Source organism: Roseomonas nitratireducens (genome assembly GCF_017813355.1).
Classification (GTDB): domain Bacteria; phylum Pseudomonadota; class Alphaproteobacteria; order Acetobacterales; family Acetobacteraceae; genus Neoroseomonas; species Neoroseomonas nitratireducens.
In genome coordinates this window covers 1-18,557 of the sequence record NZ_JAGIYZ010000012.1, presented here as the reverse complement: position 1 = coordinate 18,557, position 18,557 = coordinate 1, and the positions used below count along the sequence as shown (strand labels likewise).

The 18,557-nt window shown below is 72.2% G+C and carries 20 protein-coding genes and 1 pseudogene; 7 read left to right on the top strand and 14 right to left on the bottom strand.

Annotation, left to right across the window (positions count from 1 at the left end; genetic code table 11):
- Positions 1 to 103 precede the first annotated feature (103 nt).
- From J5Y09_RS13245 to J5Y09_RS13235, 3 genes are all read right to left on the bottom strand, one after another.
- A complete protein-coding gene (locus tag J5Y09_RS13245) occupies positions 104 to 1,084 on the bottom strand; it encodes a TRAP transporter substrate-binding protein (RefSeq protein WP_209352277.1) in 981 nt (326 codons plus the stop codon).
- 100 nt (positions 1,085 to 1,184) lie between these two features.
- On the bottom strand, positions 1,185 to 1,448 hold the full coding sequence (locus J5Y09_RS13240; protein ID WP_209352276.1) for a hypothetical protein: 264 nt from the start codon (positions 1,446 to 1,448) through the stop codon (positions 1,185 to 1,187).
- A 559-nt stretch (positions 1,449 to 2,007) separates the two neighbouring features.
- Positions 2,008 to 3,429 carry a mannose-1-phosphate guanylyltransferase/mannose-6-phosphate isomerase gene (locus tag J5Y09_RS13235; protein WP_209352275.1) on the bottom strand — a complete coding sequence of 474 codons (1,422 nt, stop codon included), beginning with the start codon at positions 3,427 to 3,429 and terminating at the stop codon, positions 2,008 to 2,010.
- A gap of 132 nt (positions 3,430 to 3,561) precedes the next feature.
- On the opposite strand from J5Y09_RS13235, the gene J5Y09_RS13230 reads away from it, so the two are divergent.
- Entirely contained in the window at positions 3,562 to 3,990 is a 429-nt protein-coding gene (locus tag J5Y09_RS13230; protein ID WP_209352274.1) for a PaaI family thioesterase, read from the top strand.
- Between the two features lie 63 nt (positions 3,991 to 4,053).
- On the opposite strand, the gene J5Y09_RS13225 is transcribed toward J5Y09_RS13230, so the two are convergent.
- The 3 genes from J5Y09_RS13225 to J5Y09_RS13215 are packed head-to-tail and all read right to left on the bottom strand — an operon-like array spanning position 4,054 to position 7,162.
- A complete protein-coding gene (locus J5Y09_RS13225; protein WP_209352273.1) occupies positions 4,054 to 5,559 on the bottom strand; it encodes a tripartite tricarboxylate transporter permease in 1,506 nt (501 codons plus the stop codon).
- Between the two features lie 18 nt (positions 5,560 to 5,577).
- Positions 5,578 to 6,174 carry a tripartite tricarboxylate transporter TctB family protein gene (locus tag J5Y09_RS13220; RefSeq protein ID WP_209352272.1) on the bottom strand — a complete coding sequence of 199 codons (597 nt, stop codon included), beginning with the start codon at positions 6,172 to 6,174 and terminating at the stop codon, positions 5,578 to 5,580.
- A gap of 40 nt (positions 6,175 to 6,214) precedes the next feature.
- Positions 6,215 to 7,162: a Bug family tripartite tricarboxylate transporter substrate binding protein gene (locus J5Y09_RS13215; RefSeq protein ID WP_209352271.1), complete on the bottom strand. Its 948-nt coding sequence runs from the start codon at positions 7,160 to 7,162 to the stop codon at positions 6,215 to 6,217.
- A gap of 156 nt (positions 7,163 to 7,318) precedes the next feature.
- Between J5Y09_RS13215 and J5Y09_RS13210 the strand changes: the two genes are divergently transcribed.
- From J5Y09_RS13210 to J5Y09_RS13200, 3 genes are all read left to right on the top strand, one after another.
- Positions 7,319 to 8,494 carry a M20 metallopeptidase family protein gene (locus tag J5Y09_RS13210; protein ID WP_209352270.1) on the top strand — a complete coding sequence of 392 codons (1,176 nt, stop codon included), beginning with the start codon at positions 7,319 to 7,321 and terminating at the stop codon, positions 8,492 to 8,494.
- 132 nt (positions 8,495 to 8,626) lie between these two features.
- Positions 8,627 to 9,415: a creatininase family protein gene (locus J5Y09_RS13205; protein WP_209352269.1), complete on the top strand. Its 789-nt coding sequence runs from the start codon at positions 8,627 to 8,629 to the stop codon at positions 9,413 to 9,415.
- Positions 9,412 to 10,401 carry a ketopantoate reductase family protein gene (locus J5Y09_RS13200; RefSeq protein ID WP_209352268.1) on the top strand — a complete coding sequence of 330 codons (990 nt, stop codon included), beginning with the start codon at positions 9,412 to 9,414 and terminating at the stop codon, positions 10,399 to 10,401. Before J5Y09_RS13205 ends, J5Y09_RS13200 begins: the two co-directional genes overlap by 4 nt.
- A gap of 390 nt (positions 10,402 to 10,791) precedes the next feature.
- On the opposite strand, the gene J5Y09_RS13195 is transcribed toward J5Y09_RS13200, so the two are convergent.
- The 5 genes from J5Y09_RS13195 to J5Y09_RS13175 form a co-directional block, all read right to left on the bottom strand.
- The gene (locus J5Y09_RS13195) at positions 10,792 to 11,094 is read right to left on the bottom strand and encodes a hypothetical protein (protein WP_209352267.1); all 303 of its coding nucleotides are present in this window, start codon (positions 11,092 to 11,094) and stop codon (positions 10,792 to 10,794) included.
- Between the two features lie 233 nt (positions 11,095 to 11,327).
- Positions 11,328 to 12,947, bottom strand: a complete 1,620-nt coding sequence (locus J5Y09_RS13190; RefSeq protein ID WP_209352266.1) for a caspase family protein — start codon at positions 12,945 to 12,947, stop codon at positions 11,328 to 11,330.
- Positions 12,948 to 13,271: 324 nt separating this feature from the next.
- Positions 13,272 to 13,496 carry a hypothetical protein gene (locus J5Y09_RS13185; protein WP_209352265.1) on the bottom strand — a complete coding sequence of 75 codons (225 nt, stop codon included), beginning with the start codon at positions 13,494 to 13,496 and terminating at the stop codon, positions 13,272 to 13,274.
- Between the two features lie 359 nt (positions 13,497 to 13,855).
- Positions 13,856 to 14,608, bottom strand: a complete 753-nt coding sequence (locus J5Y09_RS13180; RefSeq protein WP_209352264.1) for a metallophosphoesterase family protein — start codon at positions 14,606 to 14,608, stop codon at positions 13,856 to 13,858.
- A gap of 49 nt (positions 14,609 to 14,657) precedes the next feature.
- Complete coding sequence (locus J5Y09_RS13175; RefSeq protein ID WP_209352263.1) at positions 14,658 to 15,581, bottom strand: hypothetical protein; 924 nt, start codon at positions 15,579 to 15,581, stop codon at positions 14,658 to 14,660.
- A gap of 63 nt (positions 15,582 to 15,644) precedes the next feature.
- Between J5Y09_RS13175 and J5Y09_RS13170 the strand changes: the two genes are divergently transcribed.
- Both J5Y09_RS13170 and J5Y09_RS24620 read left to right on the top strand, forming a co-directional pair.
- Positions 15,645 to 16,235: a cytochrome b gene (locus tag J5Y09_RS13170; RefSeq protein ID WP_209352262.1), complete on the top strand. Its 591-nt coding sequence runs from the start codon at positions 15,645 to 15,647 to the stop codon at positions 16,233 to 16,235.
- Positions 16,235 to 16,366, top strand: coding sequence for a hypothetical protein (locus tag J5Y09_RS24620; protein WP_280845582.1), 132 nt, complete (start codon positions 16,235 to 16,237; stop codon positions 16,364 to 16,366). The genes J5Y09_RS13170 and J5Y09_RS24620 overlap by 1 nt, the downstream gene beginning before the upstream one ends.
- A 116-nt stretch (positions 16,367 to 16,482) precedes the next feature.
- On the opposite strand, the gene J5Y09_RS13165 is transcribed toward J5Y09_RS24620, so the two are convergent.
- Together J5Y09_RS13165 and J5Y09_RS13160 are read right to left on the bottom strand one after the other, a co-directional pair.
- Entirely contained in the window at positions 16,483 to 17,337 is an 855-nt protein-coding gene (locus J5Y09_RS13165; RefSeq protein WP_209352261.1) for an OmpA family protein, read from the bottom strand.
- 55 nt (positions 17,338 to 17,392) lie between these two features.
- Positions 17,393 to 17,611, bottom strand: a complete 219-nt coding sequence (locus J5Y09_RS13160) for a hypothetical protein (RefSeq protein ID WP_245217104.1) — start codon at positions 17,609 to 17,611, stop codon at positions 17,393 to 17,395.
- Positions 17,612 to 18,086: 475 nt separating this feature from the next.
- Between J5Y09_RS13160 and J5Y09_RS13155 the strand changes: the two genes are divergently transcribed.
- Positions 18,087 to 18,419, top strand: coding sequence for a DUF1491 family protein (locus tag J5Y09_RS13155; protein WP_209352260.1), 333 nt, complete (start codon positions 18,087 to 18,089; stop codon positions 18,417 to 18,419).
- Between the two features lie 31 nt (positions 18,420 to 18,450).
- Here J5Y09_RS13155 and J5Y09_RS13150 read toward each other — a convergent pair.
- Positions 18,451 to 18,557, bottom strand: a pseudogene (locus tag J5Y09_RS13150) (IS5/IS1182 family transposase); the annotation flags it as partial.

Here is an 18,557-nt window from a genome sequence, read left to right as displayed (position 1 = left end):
CGGGCGCGAGGGCGCTCCCCGCCGGCCCTCCGGATGCATCCATCCTGGGCCGGCCGGGCCGGATCTGCCCGCGCGATGCGCAGCCGCCCGGATTCGCGCCGGGTCAGCCTGCCGCGCGATACTGTTCGAGCAGCCGCCGCCCGTCCTCTCCGGCGCGCTGCGCCCATTCATCGGCCATGGCGCGGCCGACGCGGGTGAGGTCGTCGAGCAGCTGCTGGGAAGGCGGGCCCACTTGCATGCCACGCTGCGCGAGCGTTGCTTCCGTCTCCCGGGTCGCCTGCTCGGCGAGTTCGTAGCCGCGCGTCTCCGCGCGTGCGGCGGCCGCGCGAATCGCCTGCTGCAGGTCGGCCGGCAGCCCTTCCAGCGCGCGACGGGAGACCAGCACGGCGTTCTTCGTCATCGAGAAGCCGAGCGGCGTGAACACCCGCGCGTAATCCCAGGCCTGGGTGTCGACCCCGGTCGCGGCGGAGGTGATCTGCGCCTGCACGACGCCGGTCGCGAAGGCCTGGGCGAGTTCGGCCGCCTGCACCAGCGTGGGCTGCGCGCCGATCAGCTGCGCGAAGCGGTTCGTCATGGGCGAGAAGGTGCGGAAACGCTGGCCGCGCAGCTGCTCGAGGCTGGTGACCGCCTGCTGCGCGTAAAGCCCCGCGGGCGGCCACGGCACCATGTAGAGCAGGCTCAGCCCCTGCCGGGCGAAGCGCGCCTCGATGAAGGGCTTCTGCAGGTCGGACAGGCGCTTGGCTTGCTGGAAGTTGGTGACGAGCTGCGGCAGCGCGTCCGCATCGAACAGCGGGTCCTCGTTTGCGTAGGCGGTCAGCAGGATCTCGCCCAGCTGCACCTGGCCGGTCTGCACGCCGCGCTTGATCTCGGGCATGCGCAGCAGCGCGCCGTTCGAATGGATCTGCACCGCGAGCCGCCCGCCGGAGGCCTGCTCGACCTCCTGCACGAAGGTGCGGATGTTGCGGGTGTGGAAATTGCCGTCGGCATAGGGGGTCGCCATCTGCCAGCGCGTCTGGGCGCGGGCGGGGGGGGCGAGTGCTGCGGCGCCGGCGGCGCCCAACAGGGCGCGGCGGGGTAGGGTCATCGGTCCGTCATCCTCCTGTGCGGCCGCCGGCGAGGGCGGCCTTGGGGCGGAGGATAGGCATGGGAAGCGGCGGGCGGCAAAGCCGCCCGCGCGCCGTGGCTCAGGCCGGGTAGGCGGTCGGGTCGACGCCGGCCTCGGTCAGGAAGTGGCGGATCGCGACGACCTCGTCCTTGGACAGGCTGTGATGCGCGTCGTGGAAGGCGTGCGCCTTGCCGTTGAGGTTGACCGCGACGCGGCCGGAGCCGTTGTGGCTGACCTCGGCACCCAGTTCCTCGAAGACCGCGTGCACGGCCTTGGGGTCGATGTTCGCGCTGACGGGGTGGGCGAAGAGCGCGTGGAGCACCTTGCGGTGGCGATGGTTCATGGCGGGCCTTTCGTGCCGTGGGTCCGTGGCCGCCATTGTCCGCGCCTTGCGGGCGGGCGCCTTGCGCCGGATCAAGGATCGGGGCGCCGGGCGCCGTCTGAGAGCCGAGCAAGACGGATCGCGGCCCTGCCGCGATCCGCGAGCGCGAAGCGCGACCGCGCCCAGACCGTCAGCCGCGCCCGGCGCGACATTCCACGGCGCGAAGGCAAGGCGGCCGGACGGCCGCCGCCCGCCGTCTGAGGGACAACGAAAACGGATCGCGGCCCTGCCGCGATCCGCGAGCGCGAAGCGCGACCGTGCCCAGGCCGTCAGCCGCGCCCGGCGCGACATTCCACGGCGCGAAGGCAAGGCGGCCGGACGGCCGCCGCCCGCCGTCTGAGGGACAACGAAAACGGATCGCGGCCCTGCCGCGATCCGCGAGCGCGAAGCGCGACCGCGCCCAGACCGTCAGCCGCGCCGGGCGCGACATTCCACGGCGCGAAGGCAAGGCGGCCGGACGGCCGCCGCCCGCCGTCTGAGGGTCAAACCAAGACTCAGCTTCGAGGACACCTACGGCGCGCTACGCGCGCCCGTAGGTGTCCTCGAAGCGCACGATGTCGTCCTCGCCCAGATAGGAGCCGGACTGCACCTCGATCAGCACCAGCGGGATCATCCCCGGATTCTCCATCCGGTGCACGCAGCCGAGCGGGAGGTACACGCTCTCGTTCTCCCGCAGCAGGATCTCCTCCGCGTCGCGGCGGACGATGGCGGTGCCGGAGACGACGACCCAGTGCTCCGCCCGGTGGAAATGCTTCTGGAGCGAGAGCTTCGCCCCGGGGCGCACCTGGATCTTCTTCACCTGGAAGCGCTCGCCCAGGATCAGGCCTTCGTAGTGGCCCCAGGGGCGGTAGGCGCGGCGGTGCTCGGTCGCTTCCTTGCGGCCCTTGGCCTTCAGCGCGTCGACCAGCTTCTTCACGTCCTGCGCGCGGTCGCGGTGCATGGCCAGCACCGCGTCGTCGGTGACGACGACGACCGCGTCCTCGAGCCCCACCACGCCCGTCAGGATGCCCTCGCTGCGCACCAGGCAGTTGCGGGCATCGACCAGTTCCACAGGCCCGGTCGTGGCGTTGCCGGCGGCATCCTTGCCGCTGATCTCCCACATCGCGGCCCAGGAGCCGATGTCCGACCAGCCGATCGAGGCCGGCACGACGGCGGCGTGCTGCGTGCGTTCCATCACCGCGTAGTCGATGCTGATGGATGGGGCGGCGGCGAAGGCCTCGGCGTCCAGCCGCACGAAGTCCATGTCGCGCTTCGCACCGTCCACGGCGCGGCGGACGATGGCGAGCAGCGCGGGCTCGTGGCGCTCGAGTTCCGACAGCAGCGTCGCGGCGGTGGCGACGAACATGCCCGAATTCCACAGGTGGCGGCCGCCGGCGACGAATTCCGCCGCGCGCGCCGCGTCCGGCTTCTCGACGAAGCGGGCGGTCGCCTGCACGCCGGGCAGGCCGGGCAGCTCGGCGCCGGCCTCGATGTAGCCGTAGCCGGTCTCGGGCGCGGTGGGGCGCATGCCGAAGGTCACGATCCGCCCGGCGGTCGCGGCCGGCGCCGCGGCGGCGAGCGCCCGGTGCAGCGCGGGCAGGTCGGAAATCGCCGAATCGGCCGACATGATCCACAGGATGGTCGACGGACCGGCTTCCTCGGCCAGCAGGGCGGCGGCCGCGATGGCCGGCGCGCTGTTCCGCCCGGCCGGTTCCAGCACGATGCGCGCGCCGCGGCCGCGCAGCTGCTCGGCCACCAGGAAGCGATGCGCCTCGTTGCACACGACCATGGGGGGCAGGAAGCCCGGCCCTTCGGCCCGGGCGGCGGTCTCGGTCAGCATCGGCCGGTCGGAGGCGAGCGGCCAGAACTGCTTCGGATAGCCCTCCCGCGACAGGGGCCAGAGCCTGGTGCCGGTGCCGCCGGACAGGATGACGGGCAGGATCTGCGGTGCGGTCTCGCTCATGGGGCCGTGCGTCTTGGGTTGGTGCGGCGCGTTCATGCAACCCAAAGGCGGCGAAGGGAAGGCGGCTGGCGCCACGGCGGCGCCGCCCTAGGATCAAGACATCGCGCGAAAGGCAAAGGGATGGGCATGGCGTTGGACGATGCAGGCGGCGCGGATGTGCCCGAGGGGTTCCTGCCGCGGCGGGCGGGCGGGCCCTTCCTGGAGCCGATCGGCCCGCTCTGGCGCCGGCCGGAGGATGGCGGCGCCCGCTTCGGCATCCGGATCGAGACGCGCCACTGCAACAACCAGCGCGTCGCCCATGGCGGGATGCTCGCGACCTTCGCCGACATCGCGCTGGGCATCGGCGGGGCGGAACAGGCGGGCACGGCGGGGCACTTCATCACCATCAGCCTGGTGACGGACTACCTGGCCCCCGCGCCGCTCGGCGCCTGGCTGGAATGCCGGCCCGTGCTGCTGCGCCGGACGTCGCGGCTGATGTTCGTCGAAGGGCGGTTCGAGGCGGACGGCAAGCCCGTGCTGCGCGCGAGCGGCGTGTTCAACCTGCCGAAGCCCAGCGCCTGAAACGCAGGAAGGCGGGCCCCGCGGGACCCGCCTTCCATCGCATCCGGCCGGGGCCGGTGGCGGTCAGCCGCCTTCGGCCAGCGCCGAGTCCTTGCCCTTGCGGACATTGGGCAGGAGCATCGCGATCAGGGCGATCGCGGCGATGCCGAGCATCGTCGCGCTGATCGGGCGCTCGAGGAACACCATCGGGTCGCCGCGCGACAGCAGCATGGCGCGGCGCAGGTGCTCCTCCATCATCGGGCCGAGCACGAAGCCGATCAGCATCGGCGCCGCCTCCAGCCGCAGCTTCGAGCAGAGGTAGCCGAAGATGCCGAAGACCACCGTCTGGTACACGTCGAACACGTTGTTCTGCAGCGAGTACACGCCGATCGCGCAGAAGATCATGATGGACGGGTACATGTGGCGGTAGGGCACCGCGAGCAGCTTCACCCACACGCCGATCATCGGCAGGTTGATGACCAGCAGCATCAGGTTGCCGACCCACATCGAGGCGATCAGGCCCCAGAACAGGTCAGGCTGCGCTTCCACCATGCGCGGGCCCGGCTGGATGCCCTGGATGATCAGCGCGCCCACCATCAGCGCCATCACGGCGTTGGCCGGGATGCCGAGCGTGAGCAGCGGGATGAAGGAGGTCTGGGAGGCCGCGTTGTTCGCCGCCTCCGGCCCCGCCACGCCCTCGATCGCGCCGGTGCCGAATTCATGCCGGCCCTTCGAGACCTTCCGCTCCATCATGTAGGAGCCGAAGGAGGCGAGTGCCGCGCCGCCGCCCGGCAGGATGCCGAGCAGCGAGCCTACCGTCGTGCCGCGCAGCACGGCGGGGATCGAGCGGCGGAACTCCTCCCGCGTCATCATCAGCGAGCCGACCTTGCCCGACATGACCGAACGCGCTTCCGGCCGCTCGAGGTTCAGGATGATCTCGGCGATGCCGAACATGCCCATGGCGATCGAGACGAAGCCGACGCCGTCCGACAGTTCCGGGATGCCGAAGGTAAAGCGCTGCTGGCCGGTCTGCACGTCCGTGCCGACCATGCCGAGCGAGACGCCGAACACCACCATGCCGATCGACTTCACCACCGAGCCCTGCGCGAGCACGGCGGAGATGATCAGGCCGAGGAACATCAGCGAGAAGTAGTCCGCCGGGCCGAAGGACAGCGCCACCTGCGTCAGCAGCGGGCCGGAGGCGGCGACGAGGATGGTCGCGACCGACCCGGCGAAGAAGGAGCCGAGCGCCGCGATCGACAGCGCCGCGCCGGCACGCCCGCGCCGGGCCATCTTGTAGCCTTCGAGCGTTGTGACGACCGAACTGACCTCGCCTGGCAGGTTCAGCAGGATGGCGGTGGTCGAACCGCCGTACTGCGCGCCGTAGTAGATGCCCGCGAGCATGATGATGGCGGTCGTCGCCGGCTGGCCGAAGGTGATCGGCAGCAGCAGCGAGATGGTCGCCACCGGCCCGATGCCCGGCAGCACGCCGATCGCCGTGCCGATGATGCAGCCGATCAGGCAGAACAGCAGGTTGTTGAGGGTGAGCGCGACGCCGAAGCCGTGCCCGAGGTTTGCGATAAGGTCCATGTCAGCCGGTCCCCTTGGTCAGAACTGCGGCCAGACCGGCACGCGGATGTCGAGTTCGTAGATGAACACGGCCCAGCACAGCACGCACAGGAACGCGACAAGCCCGGCGACGCCCTTGGGCGTGTGCGTCTCGTCCGCGAAGGCGGAGAGGATGACGGACAGCGCGATCGCGAGCATCAGGCCGAGCGGTTCGAGGATCAGTCCGAACAGCGCGAAGGCGGCGCTGATGAGGAACAGAGGTCGCCACGATTTGATGATGGACGGGACAAGGCATCCCACGAACATGCCGATGCCGAGGGAGTTCCAGCCGGCCGACGGCCAACCGCCGACCTTCGAGGCGACGAGCCCCGCGGCGGTTCCCGCCGCCGCGCCGGCCAGCAGGAAGCCGATTTCCGCCCCCGTCCACTTCTCGATCGGGTCGGGCCCGTTGAACAGGCCGAGGATCAGCACGATCACCCCGAGCCCGAGCAGGATCGCGAAGCCGAGGAACGGCATGTAGCCGGGCCCCATGCGTCGGGCGGTGCCCATCGTATGGTCCGTGTTCAGCCACAGCCCGACGACCGCGAAGCCGATCAGGATCGCGGCCGAGATCAGGTCTTTGGTGTTCAGTTTCATGCCCGTCGGTCCACCCAAGGAGTCGTGAAGTTCATCGCCATCAATCCGCCGTCGCGCCGGAAGCCTGCACCAGTGGGGCCCATTGCGCCACTTCGCTGCGGATGAATTCGGTGTAGGCCGCCGGCGTCATCGCACCCGGCGTGCCGCCGAGCTCGGCAAAGCGTGCCCGGATGTCGGGCGCGGAGACGAAGGCCATCGTCTCCCGGTGCAGCCGCTCGACGATCGGCGCCGGCATCCCGGCCGGGCCCGACAGGCCGAACCAGGAATCGCTCGCCAGGTCGAAGCCCTGCTCGCGGAAGGTCGGCACGTCGGGGAAGGACGGGTGCCGCTCGGCCGAGGCCATCGCCACCGGCACGACGGAGCCCTGGCGGATGTGCGAGCTCGCCGAAGGCAGGCTGTCGGACATCATCGCCACCTGACCGGCGATCACCGCCTGCATGGCCGGGCCGGCGCCGCGGAACGGGATGTGGTTCAGCTCCTTGCCCACCAGCTGGCCCATGCGCACCACCATCAGGTGGTTCGAGGAACCGGCGCCGGAGGTCGCGACATCGAGCCCGCTCGCGCTGCGCGCCCGCGCCACGGCATCGGCCAGCGTGCGGATGCCGGAATTGCGGTTCGCCACCCACACCGTCGGGTTGGTGATGACGAGCGCGATATGCGTGAAGTCGGTGACCGCGTCGTAGCGGATGCGCCCGCGATAGACCGACGGGCTGATGCCGTGGCTCGCGATGTTGGACATCACCAGCGTGGTCCCGTCGGGTGCCGCGCGCGCGACCATCTCGCTGCCCACGGTCGCGCCCGCGCCGGCGCGGTTCTCGACCACCACCGAAACGCCGAGCCGTTCCTGCAGCCCCGCGGCGACAAGCCGCGCGACGAGGTCGGTCGTCCCGCCCGGCGCGAAGGGAACAACAAGGCGGATCGGCTGGGACGGCCAGTTCTGGGCAAGCGCCGCCCGCGTCCCGCCGATCGCGGGAACGGAACAGGCCAAGATAGCCCGACGGCCAACTGCCCAGGACATTGTGCCTCCCCAAAAGCACTTCCCGCCCTATGGCACGCGTCCATGGGCGCCGCAAGCGCCGTGCCTTGCCAGGGTTACACGCGCACCTATGCTCCGCCCATCCGCCCCATCGCCGGGACACGCCACATGCTTCCGAACGACCCCGCCGACGCGATCCGCGCCGCCGCCGAGGCCGCCGCGCCGCGCCTCGTCGCGCTGCGCCGCGACATCCACGCCGTGCCCGAACTCGCCTTCCAGGAGACACGGACCGCGGGCATCGTCGCGGCCGAACTCGCGCGGCTGGGCATACCGCACCGCACCGGCATCGGCCGCACCGGCGTGCTGGGGGAGATCAAGGGCGGCCGGCCGGGACCCACGCTCGCCATCCGCGCCGACATGGACGCGCTGCCGATCCATGAAGAGACAGGGATCGACTTCGCCTCCACCGTCGACGGGCAGATGCATGCCTGCGGCCACGACATCCACACCGCCACGCTGCTCGGCGTCGCCGAGGTGCTGCTGAAGATGGCCCCGCAGATGGCCGGCACCGTCCGCCTGGTGTTCCAGCCGGCCGAGGAGGTGCTGGAGGGTGCCGCCGCCATGATCGCCGACGGCGCGGCGGACGGCGTGGACCTCGCCCTCGGCTTCCACAACCACCCGGACATGCCGGTCGGCACCTTCGGCTATGTGCGCGGGGCCTGCCTCGCGGCGTCCGACCGCTTCGACCTAGTGGTGCAGGGCAAGTCGGGCCACGCCGCGCACCCCTATGCGGCGGTCGATCCCATCGTCGCGGCGGCGCATTTCATCGCCCAGGCGCAGACCGTCGTCAGCCGGGAGATCCGGCCGCTGCACCCGGCGGTCGTCACCGTCGGCATGGTGCAGGGCGGGACGACCTACAACATCATCCCCGAGCGCGTGCACCTGAAGGGCACCGTCCGAACGCTCCATGCCGATGCGCGCGACACCGCCGAGGCCGCGCTGAAGCGCCTGGCCGACGGGCTGCAGACGACGATGCGCGTGCGCTGCGAGATGACCTATGTCCGCAAGGTGCCGCCGCTGGTCAACGACGACCGGGTGCTGGACCCCGCCATCGCCGCGGTCGCCGCGCAGATGGGCGTGACGCCGGAGGAAGGGGAGCCGTCCATGGGCGCGGAGGATTTCTCCGAATTCGCCGCCCGCGCGCCGGCCTTCCAGCTGCGCATCGGGTCGGGCGCGCCGGGGCGCGACGACCGGCTGCACAACGCCTTCTACCAGCCGGACGAACGCTGCATCGAACTGGGGGTGCAGGCGCTGAGCCGCGCCGCGCTGGAATTGCTGCGCTGACGACGCGCGGGGGGAGAAGGGAACTTCTCCCCCCGGAACCCCCCTCAACCTTCTTTGGAACCAAGTAGGCAAAGAAGGGAGGGGGCTCGGGGGAGGTTCTCCTCCCCCGACCTTGCACGAAGGGACCACCGCATGACCCACCGCCTCGCCGAACTCACCGCCCCCGAGGTCGCATCGCGGCTGGCCGCGGGTGCCGTCGCCATCCTCCCCATGGGCAGCCTCGAAACCCATGGCCCCGCCCTGCCCATGGGCGACTACCTGGTGGCGGAGGAGATCGCGCTACGCATCGCCGCCGCCGCGCTGGTGCAGGGCGCCGATGCGCTGGTCGCGCCGCCGATCCCCTTCGGCGGGGAGGATTTCTTCGCCGGGGTCGCGGGCGGCGTCACCCTGTCCGTCCCGACGCTGACCGCGGTGATCGAGGAGACGGCGGAAGCCTTCCTGCGCATCGGCTGCCGCCGCATCCTGATCGTCAACGGCCATGCCGGCACCATCGCGCCGGCCGAGGCCGCGGCGCGCACCGTCCGCCACCGGCACGGCGCCATCATCCCCTCCCTGCATCTGTGGCGGGAAGCGGGGCGGCTGCACGCGGAACTGGGCGGCGGGCCGGAGACCTTCGGCCATGGCGGCGACCCGGTCGCCTCGGTGACGATGCATCTGCGCCCGGATCTCTGCCGGCCGGACGCCGCGCGGGTGCGCGCCGCGACGGGCCCGTACCTCGGCACGCCGCCGACCGGCTTCGGCGCCATCCGCGCCCATGGCGTCGACTTCGCCGTGCCGATGTGGGTGGAGGAAGTCGCCCCCGGCGGCGTCGCCGCCCCCGATCCGCGCGGCGCCAACGCGGTGCATGGCGCGGCGATCACCGAACGCCTGATCGCCGCCGGTGCGGCCATGTGCGTCCAGCTGCGGGAGCACGCGCCGTGACCCGCATCTGCGTCTTCGGCGCCGGGGCGATCGGCAGCCACCTCGCCACGCGGCTCGCCCTGGGCGGGGCGGATGTCGCCATCGTCGCGCGCGGCGCGCATCTGGACGCGGTGCGCGCCAAGGGCATCACGCTGCGCGCGCATGACGGGGTGAAGACCGTCCGCGTGCAGGCGGAAGCGGATGCGCGCGCCGTCGGCCCGGTGGATGCCGTGCTGGTCACGACGAAGGTGCCCGCGCTGCCGGCGGCGGCGGAGGCGATCGCGCCGCTGCTTGGGTCCAACACGCCTGTCGCCTTCGTCACCAATGGCATTCCCTGGTGGTACTTCCTGCGCCATGGCGGGCCGATGGAAGGGCGTCGGCTGCCGCTGCTCGATCCGGGCGGCGTGATCGAGCGCGCCATCGGCATCGAGCGCACGCTGGGCGGCGTGATCTATTCGGCAAGCGCGATCGTCGAGCCCGGCACCGTGTCGTCGGAACATGCCGACCTGCGGCTGTTCCTGGGCGAGCCCGACGGCAGCCTGAGCGACCGCGCGCGGATGATCGCCGCGCCGATGGAAGCGGGCGGCATGCCCACGCCGGTGGTCGCGGACATGCGCCATCGCGTCTGGGGCAAGCTGATGGGCAACATGACGAGCGGGCCGCTGTGCATCCTCTCCCGCTCCGACATGATGACGACCTTCTCCGACCCGGCGGTCTTCGCCGCCGGCGTGCGGATCGCCGAGGAAGGGGCGGGGCTGGCGCTCGCCTATGGGCACGACCTGGCGACCTCGGCCGAGCAGCGCATCCGGCGGTCGGGGATGATCGCGCACAAGCCGTCCATCCTGCAGGACCTGGAACTGGGGCGGGCGATGGAGATCGACGCGCTGTTCACCGTGCCGCTCGAGATGGCGCGGGAGGCGGGCGTGGCGATGCCGACGTTCGAATTGTGCGCCCGGCTGGCGACGCGGGCCGCCGCAGCGGCGGGTTTGTATCGCGGGCAAGGCTGACCCTGCCCCATACCCTTCCGTGTGGAACCTGACACCAGGACGGTCACGAGCCAGCACCTGATCGGGTCCTTCCCGCCAGGAAAAGCGCTACCGGCCTTGAGCATGGCCATGAGGTGGCCGACGATCTTGATGGCTGGCCCATCATTCGGCCCCTCGCCGGGGCTGATGACGACCTTCTCGATGAGCGCGCGCGCTGCCTCCGGCACGCCGGCGCGCGGACGCCGTCGGTGATCGCCTCGATGAGGTTGCCGGTCTCCGCGCGTCGCAGCGCGTCGGTGAAGTCGGCGCCAGTCAGCGCTGCGAGGCGGTTTCTGGAGGTATCCAGGTCGCAGCGGAGGCGCCCCAGGCGTCCGAGCCTCCGGTGTCAGATCAACTGGTTGAACTTCGATCTCACCGCTGGCGCATGAACGCCACGTTGACCGTCCGCATACGGCAGAGGTTCACCCCGTCGCGCCGTTCCAGGGCTCGGCTGTCGCGGAAGACGATGCGAAGGTCGTAGACGCAGTCGCCTGGCGGCAACGCCACGTGGAAGCTCTGGCCCGGTCCCAGGACGCCCGAGCCAAGGTGGTCGGGCCCCCAGTTCGGGTCGCGGTGCGGCGATGCATAGAGGTAGAAGATCGTGTCGTTCGTCTCGTTGACGAAGGTGAAGGACGGGTTCCCCGCCTGCCGTTGCGACGGCGCCTGCTGAGGCACCGGCTGCTGTTGCGGCGCCTGCTGGGGGGCGGGTGACGTTCCGCGCGTGCGGGGGGGCGGCGGTTCGGCCGCCTGGAACGGATCCCTCGGCTGGGCGAAGCCCTGGCCAGGCATGGCAACGACCAAGGCCAGGAACAGCGCGGCGAGCAGGCGCGCATTCTCGAACCAGGTCCCCGGTGCCTTCCTCCCCCGCGCGCGCGGTCGCCTGCATCGTGTCGGGGCGCTCCTCCTCATCAACGCGCAAGCCTCCGCACCGCGTCGCGGGCCTGAGCGTGCCCAGCCTCCGCGGCAACATCATACCAATATCGGGCCCACCGCGGATGCGCGGTGATGCCGATGCCGTTCTCGAGCATCGCGCCGAGATTGTACGCGGCCGTTCCGTTGCCGCGCGCGGCCGCGATCCGCCACAGCAGGCTGCCGCCGATCGCGTCGGCAGGCCCGCCTTGTCCGCGCACCAGCAGCAATCCGAGTTGCAGCAGAGCCGGGACATTCTCCCCGCGGGCCGCGAGGCCGTACCAGTAGCGTGCCTCTGCGTAGTCCGGCGGCGCAGCGTGCTCGGCCGCCCAGCCGCGCTGATAGCGGTCGCCCGGGTCCGGTGCCGCGGTGGCAGCGACGCCGCGCGGGGAAGCCGCGGGCCGGACGGTGAGTTGCTGGAACTCGGCCGTCATCTCGCGCAGCCGCGTGAGCAGCACCGTGTCGAGCGCCACCTCCTCCGGCCGCAGCGCGGCGCGGGCGAAGGCCTCGACCGCTGTGCGCGTGCGCGGCCCGGCGACACCGTCGGCGGTTCCCGGCTCGAAGCCCAGGGCGTCGAGAAGCGCCTGCAACTCCATGACCTCGGGCTGGGTCAGGTCGCGCGCGAGGACGCGTGGGGCAGCCCGCTCCGATGGCGGAGCCTCGTTGCGGCGCCGGTCCTCGATGCGGGCGCGGGCCAGTCCGGCGAAGCGGCCGTTCGGGTATTGGCGCAGATACTCCTCGTATTCGTGCACCGTGTCGCTCGCCTGCACGCTCTGCCAGAAGGTCAGTTCGAAGGCCTCGGGCGAGACGTTGGGCGGCATCCGGGGCTGCGCCTCGGCAGGCGGCGGCTGCACCGGCCGTACCGCAGCGGGCACCAGGACGACGTCACCCACCAGGGACGAATGGTCCCAGGGAACCTGCCGCCGCTCGGTCGCGGCGATCACCGTTTCGCGCACGCGGCGCATCGCCACGCCGATGTCCAAGCCAGGCGTCGCGATGTGCTCCGCGAGGGCCGCGGTGAACGGGCTGTTGTTGCCCTGCTCGCCATCGAGGGCCACGTTGCCGGGCTGGGTGGCGAAGGCGACCAGGGTCCCGACCCCGCTCAGCGTCACTTGCGCGAGGCCTGGCCCCACCGCGCTCGACCGCGTGCCCATGCTGCGGGCCAGGCTGCGCGCCAGCGGGTTGTCGCGGCAGGCATCGAGGAAGATGAGGTTGGTCGGTGCGGCGCTCTCCGCCACCCGAAGCACGCGGTTGAGCGGCACCGCCTCGAATTCCAGGTCGCGTTCCCGCTCGAGGCGGGCATCGACGGGCAGCAGGTAGTTCTCCCCGCCAACCTGCAGGCCATGCCCGGCGTAGAAGAAGGTCCCGAGCCGGCCTCCGTCGAGACGGTTGCCGAAGTCCCGGATCCGCGCATCCATGCCCTGCCGGTCGAGATCGACGCCCAGGATGACCTCGAACCCCGCCTGCTGCAGGACTTCTGCCATCCGTCGCGCATCGTTGCCGGCATTCCGCAGCGGGGAGACATGACGATAGGCCCCGTTGCCGATCACCAGGGCCACGCGGCGTTCCGACTGCGCGGCGGCCATCGTCGATGCGAGCGTCACCGCGACCAGGGTCAAGGCGGCCAGGAGCCAGCCGGTCCAGGCCCTTATTCCACGCCCCGGCCTGTCCGCTGTGCGGCTTCTCCAGCGCGGAACTGTCATTCCATCCACGGCAACAATCCCCCGGACTGAGGCGCTGCGAAGCATGCCCCCCGCGGCGGTCGCCAACGGAGGAACGCGATCCGAAGGCCGCTCTTCACGACGGCATCGCAGCAACGATAGAGCGCGGCCGGACGCCCCGGCGATGCGGTAGCTCAAGGCACGGACCGCCAGCGGGACGTATGCGGCGCAGCTGGCATCGATCGCGGGGCCGCCCGCGAACGGCGCGAAGGTTCGCCCCGCTCACCGCTGGGCACCGCCAAGCCGCGCGATCGTCCGGGGCATCAATCGAGCGGCCATGGTGACGTCGCCGAGGGCGCTGCCGGTTAGGTCATCCGGGGCGATGGTGGTGAACGGCGAGCATGACCGGCTCTTGCGCACGGCCTGGCGCCGCGGCGCCGCGCTTGCCTTGGACTTCCGGGACGCTACCTGGATGCCGACCTGGGTGTGCCCGCGCTGCGATGCCATCACCGACGGGTATCGCCTGGGCAGCGCCGTCGGTCGTCGCTCCCGAGCGAAGTGGGTATGACGCCGGCCGCCGCCGAAGCAAAAGGGATTCACACCGCGCGGACGTATTGGCGCTCGCTCACCGAGGGGGCGGAACAAGGCGAGGCGCAGTCCTGATCTGGCCCGGTCTCAAGGGGCCTGCGACCGGCGATCGTGAGGTCGCCCGAAGTCGACGCGCGTTCTGCAAGGCGGGTCTGGGCCCCCGACCCTCCCTCCCTTTTCCATCACCAGGGAACTGACCACGCAGGCCATTCCCCGACAGACAAAGAAGGTTGAGGGGGGGCGGGGGGAGAAGTCCCCTTCTCCCCCCGTTCTTTTTCTCAGGCGCTTTCCGGCAGCAACCCCGTCCGGATCACATGCGCCCAGGCGGGGTTCGCCCCCACCTCGTCCGCGCGCCGCGCCGCGCGTTCCCAGTCGTAGCCGATCGCGATCATCTCCACCGCGACCTCGGCGCCCAGCGTGACCATCGCGTAGCGCGCATGCGGCGTGCCCGCTTCCTGCCGGTGCATCGGCTCGCGGGAGATGCGGAAGCCCGGCAGGCCGAGGCTGCCCGGGTTCACCACCAGCGGCCCGCCCGGCACCTGCACCATCCCCGTCCGGTGCGAATGCCCGCAGACGACGACGCGCGCCGCCATGCCGCGGGCCCCGAGCCTTTCGCGCAGCACCGCCATCGGCGCGGGGCGCAGCCGTTCGGCGACGACTTCCTCGATCAGGTTCTGCACGTCGGAGTCGGGCGTGCCGTGCACGGCGAGCAGCCCCGGCGCGGGTTCCAGCGTGCCCGGCAGTTCCATCAGCCATTCGCGCTGGTCGGCGGAAAGATCCTCATGCGCGATGCGGTCCTGCATGCCGAGCTTCTCGCCCGCATGCTCGGTGATCCAGCGGTCGTGGTTGCCGCGGACGCAGGGCATCCCGGTCGATTGCAGCAATTCCACCGTCGCGCGCGGCCAGCCGGCGCCGGAGGCGATGTCGCCCAGGCAGATCGTGGCGTCCGCCCCCCGCCGCGCGATGTCATCGAGCGCGGCTTCGAGTGCCGCGACATTGCCGTGGATATCCGTGATGACCGCGATGCGCATGCCATGCCCCTTGCGTGCCGGCGCATCCTTCCCGCTTCCGGCCGGCGCGTCACCCCCGCGGCAGCGCGACCTGCCCCAGCACCCAGCCTTCCCAGGCCCGCACCGCCGCGTCGTCGGGCACGAAGTCCGGCCGCGCGCCGTCCAGCACGCCGACCAGCCCGGCGAGGCCGATGACGCTGTCGAAGCGGTCCTCGCCCGCCGCGTCGGCGCCGAAGCCGTCCTCGATCATCGCGGACAGGGCGGCGTCCGCCGCGATGCGCCGCGCGGCGAGGGCGGCGCGCAGCGGCCCGGCGATCGCCGCGCGGTCCGCCCGCGCGCGCTTCGATCCGCGCAGCACCAGCCCGAGATGCCGCAGCGCCTCGGCCGGATAGACTTCCGCCAGCACCGCGCGGCCGGGGGCGAGCAGCGCGTGCAGCCCGCCCTCGAAGGGCCAGAGCGCATAGGGCGCGCCCCGCGCGAGCCCCGGCGCCAGCCAGTCCCGCCAGGCCGCGATCGCCGCCTTGCCCGACTGGTTCGCGCCGAGCGTCCAGAACACCGGCGCGCCGGCGGGTCGTTCGGCGGTCGCGCGGTCGCACAGCCGCGACAGCCCGCGCGCATCGCCCAGCCCGAGTGCCTGCGCATGCGCCGCCCGCGTCATCCCCTTCACGCCGCGCGCGGGATAGAAGGGCCGGTCGCGGGAGACCTGGTCGAGCGTCGCCGCCACCTCGAAGAAGCCGGGCCGCGCGGCGAGCCCGCGCAGGAAGGACACGAAGCCGTCCTCGGCACGCCCCCGCGCGAAGCCGCGGGGCACGCCGAGCGGCAGGTCGAGCCCGATCGCGACCGGCGCGCCTTCGGCCAGCAGCGCCGCGACCAGCGCCGCCGGGTCGCCCACTGGCACCGGCGCAGCGGCGCGCCAGCCCTCCGCCCCGCGCCGCGCGAGGCTGACCCAGCGCTTGCGCGGGTCGGTGCTCCAATCGGCATGGGCGGCGATCATCCTCACGTGCAGGCAGGGCCCCGGCTGGGATAGGCTGCGCGCGCACGCCCGCGGAGAACGACCATGGACGCCACCGCCGCCGCCCCGCTGCCGGGCCAGGACGCCGCGCACCCGGATGGCCAGTACGGCTCGGCCGCGAAGTGGTTCCACTGGATCACGGTCGGCCTCATGGCCATCGCGCTGCCGACGGGCTTCGTCATCAAGTTCATCACCGGTGAGGCCGAGGGTGCGTACAAGATGGCCTTCTACGCCATCCATGAAGGCGCTGGGCTGACCATCCTGTTCGCGGCCCTCGCGCGCATCCTGTGGAAGTGGCGCAACCCGCCGCCGCCGCATCCGTCGGACCTGCCGCCGCTGATGCGCACCGCCGCGACGGCGACGCATCACGGGCTCTACGCGCTGCTGATCGCCCAGCCCATCCTGGGCTTCCTCGCGACCAATGCCTGGGGCTTCCCGATGCAGGGCAAGACCGCCTATCTCGGCTTCATCCAACTGCCGAAGTTCATGGAGGCCTCGACCGGCCTGGCGACGGTGCTCTCCTGGGGCCACACCATCGGCGGCTACCTGTTCGTCCTGCTGCTGGTGGCCCATATCGGCGCGGCGATCTTCCACCACGCCATCCGCAAGGACGGCACGCTGATGCGGATGCTGTGATGAGCGCGACGCGCGAACCGGTCGAATGCCCCCATTGCGGGGAGGCGACGCTGCCGAACGCCCTGGCGGACGGCACGACCGTGTGTTCCTGCGCGGCGGAGCGGCAACTGCCCGAGCCCGCGAAAGGCTGAACGTCGCGACATGAAGCGGCGCCCGTCGCGCGGATAGCGTGCGGGGGCGTCGCGCGGATAGCGTGCTGAGTCGTCGCGCGGATGGCGCGCGGAAGCGTCGCGCGCGCGCCGCCTCCTCACGGCCCATCCCCGCCGATCGGCACCAGCCGCAGCCGCCGCGCGGCCCCCGGCCCGGCCTCGACCTCCGCGCGGAAGCCGCGCGCCGAAACTTCCGCGCGCCGCGCCGCGCCGGGTTCCGCCGCCAGCACGGCCAGCGGCAGCGCCACCGGCAGGCCGAACAGGTCCAGCACCGCCCCGGCCGCCGCCAGCCCGCGCCGCTGCGCCTGGTCCGAGCCGAAGCCCGCCGGCCAGTCGAGCGCCACCATCACCCGCCGCGTCCCCGCCACGCGCAGCACGACGAGCACGGGCACCGCGTCGGGCGGCACCTCGGCCGGGCAGGCGAAGGGCGGCGTCGCCAGCGCCCCGCGCGGCACGGCCGGTTCCGCGCAGCCGACCGCGCGCGCCACCATGGGCGCGATCGCCGCGACGAAGGGCGGCACCACGGCGGCGTCGAGCGCCAGCGCCTCGGCTTCCGCCACGCCGGCAAGCCGCGGGCCGGGGCAGGGGGTCAGTTCCAGCCGGTCGTTCATCGGTTCCGCCCGGCCGGGCGGGGCCAGGCGCGCGGGCATGCGGTCCCCCATCGCCGCGACCGCGATGTCGGCGGGATCGACGCCCTGCCGCGCCATCATCGCGGCGACCGCCTCGGCCCGCGCGCGGGCGAGCGCCTCGGCAGCCGGCCCGCGATCGGCGTGGCCGGTCAGGCAATGGCCGCGGAAGGCGGGCGGGCGCGGCGGGCGCAGGAAGCCGAGCAGCGCGTCGCGCGCCTCGGGCGTGATCTCGGCCGACCCCGGCGCGAAGAGCATGCTGGTGGTGCCGGGGGCGAATTCCGTCGCGCGCGCCGGCGCCAGGGCCAGCACGAGCATCGCGGTCATCCCGGTGATCGCGCCCCGCATGGGCGCGACGATAGCGCGGATGCGGCGATGCCGCTCAGAGCGGCTTCTGCGCCTTTTCGAGCAGGCGGGAGAAGAAGCCGGGCTTCTTCGCCGCGGCGGTGGGCGGCGGAGGGGCGGCGGCGGCGGCTTCCTTCGCCTCGGCGGCGGCGCGCTTGTCCTTCTCGACGAGCCACTTCTCGAGGCTCATCCCCGCCTTGGCGGCGCGCTTCGCCTCATAGGCGCGCTGCGCATCCGTCATCTTCCGATCGTTCATCGCCGGGACCCCCGCTCGCTGCCCGGTCAATGGCGCGCGCCGCGCCTTCCGGCAAGGGGGGCGCCATGCGAGAACCGGTCATGGCCAGAACCCTCCGCCGCGATCCGGGAACGCAAGGCGCGACCGCGCCCAACCCGACAGCCGCGCCGGGCACGCCACCACACGGCGCGAAGGCAAGCCGGCCGTCGAGGGCAAACCCCAGCGGATCGCGGCCCCGCCGCGATCCGGGAGCGCAAGGCGCGACCGCGCCCACCCCATCAGCCGCGCCGGGCGCGCCACCACACGGCGCGAAGGCAAGCCGGCCGGACGGCCGGCGCCCGCCGTCTGAGGGCAAACAAAAGCGGATCGCGGCCCTGCCGCGATCCGGGAGCGCGAAGCGCGACCGCGCCCAACCCGCCAGCCGCCGCCGGCGCAACAGCGCATGGCGCGCAAGCCAAGCGGCCGAAGGCCGCGCCCGGCGCTTGAGGGCATAACAATGGAACCGAAGGTCAAGGCGGGCATCTGGGTGTCCATGGCGGTGCGGCTGTCGGACATGGCCGGCCGACCCGCCGCGGTGCTGCGCAAGGGCGATCCGGACTCGGGCGGCATCCTCGCCGTGCTGCGCGGGCGGGAGGGCTGCGTCGTGCTGTCCCAGGCGCGGGATGCGGAAGGCCGCCCCGCCTGGGTGCGCGGCACCGGCAGCGCGCCGGTCGAGGAAGCGCTCGCCAACGCCTATGTGGACCGCCAGGTGAAGCGCGACCCCGATCTCTGGGTGCTGGAATTCGAAGCGCCGGACCTGGTGCCGCCCTTCGAGGCGAAGATCATCTGATCGCCGCGGCCGCTTTAGGTCGTGTGGACAGTTACCTGAGCCATAGGATGGTGGCGGCGAGTGTGACGACGGCGAGGTAGTTGCGGGCGGTCTTCTCGAAGCGTGTTGCGACGCGGCGGAACTGCTTGAGCTTGGAGA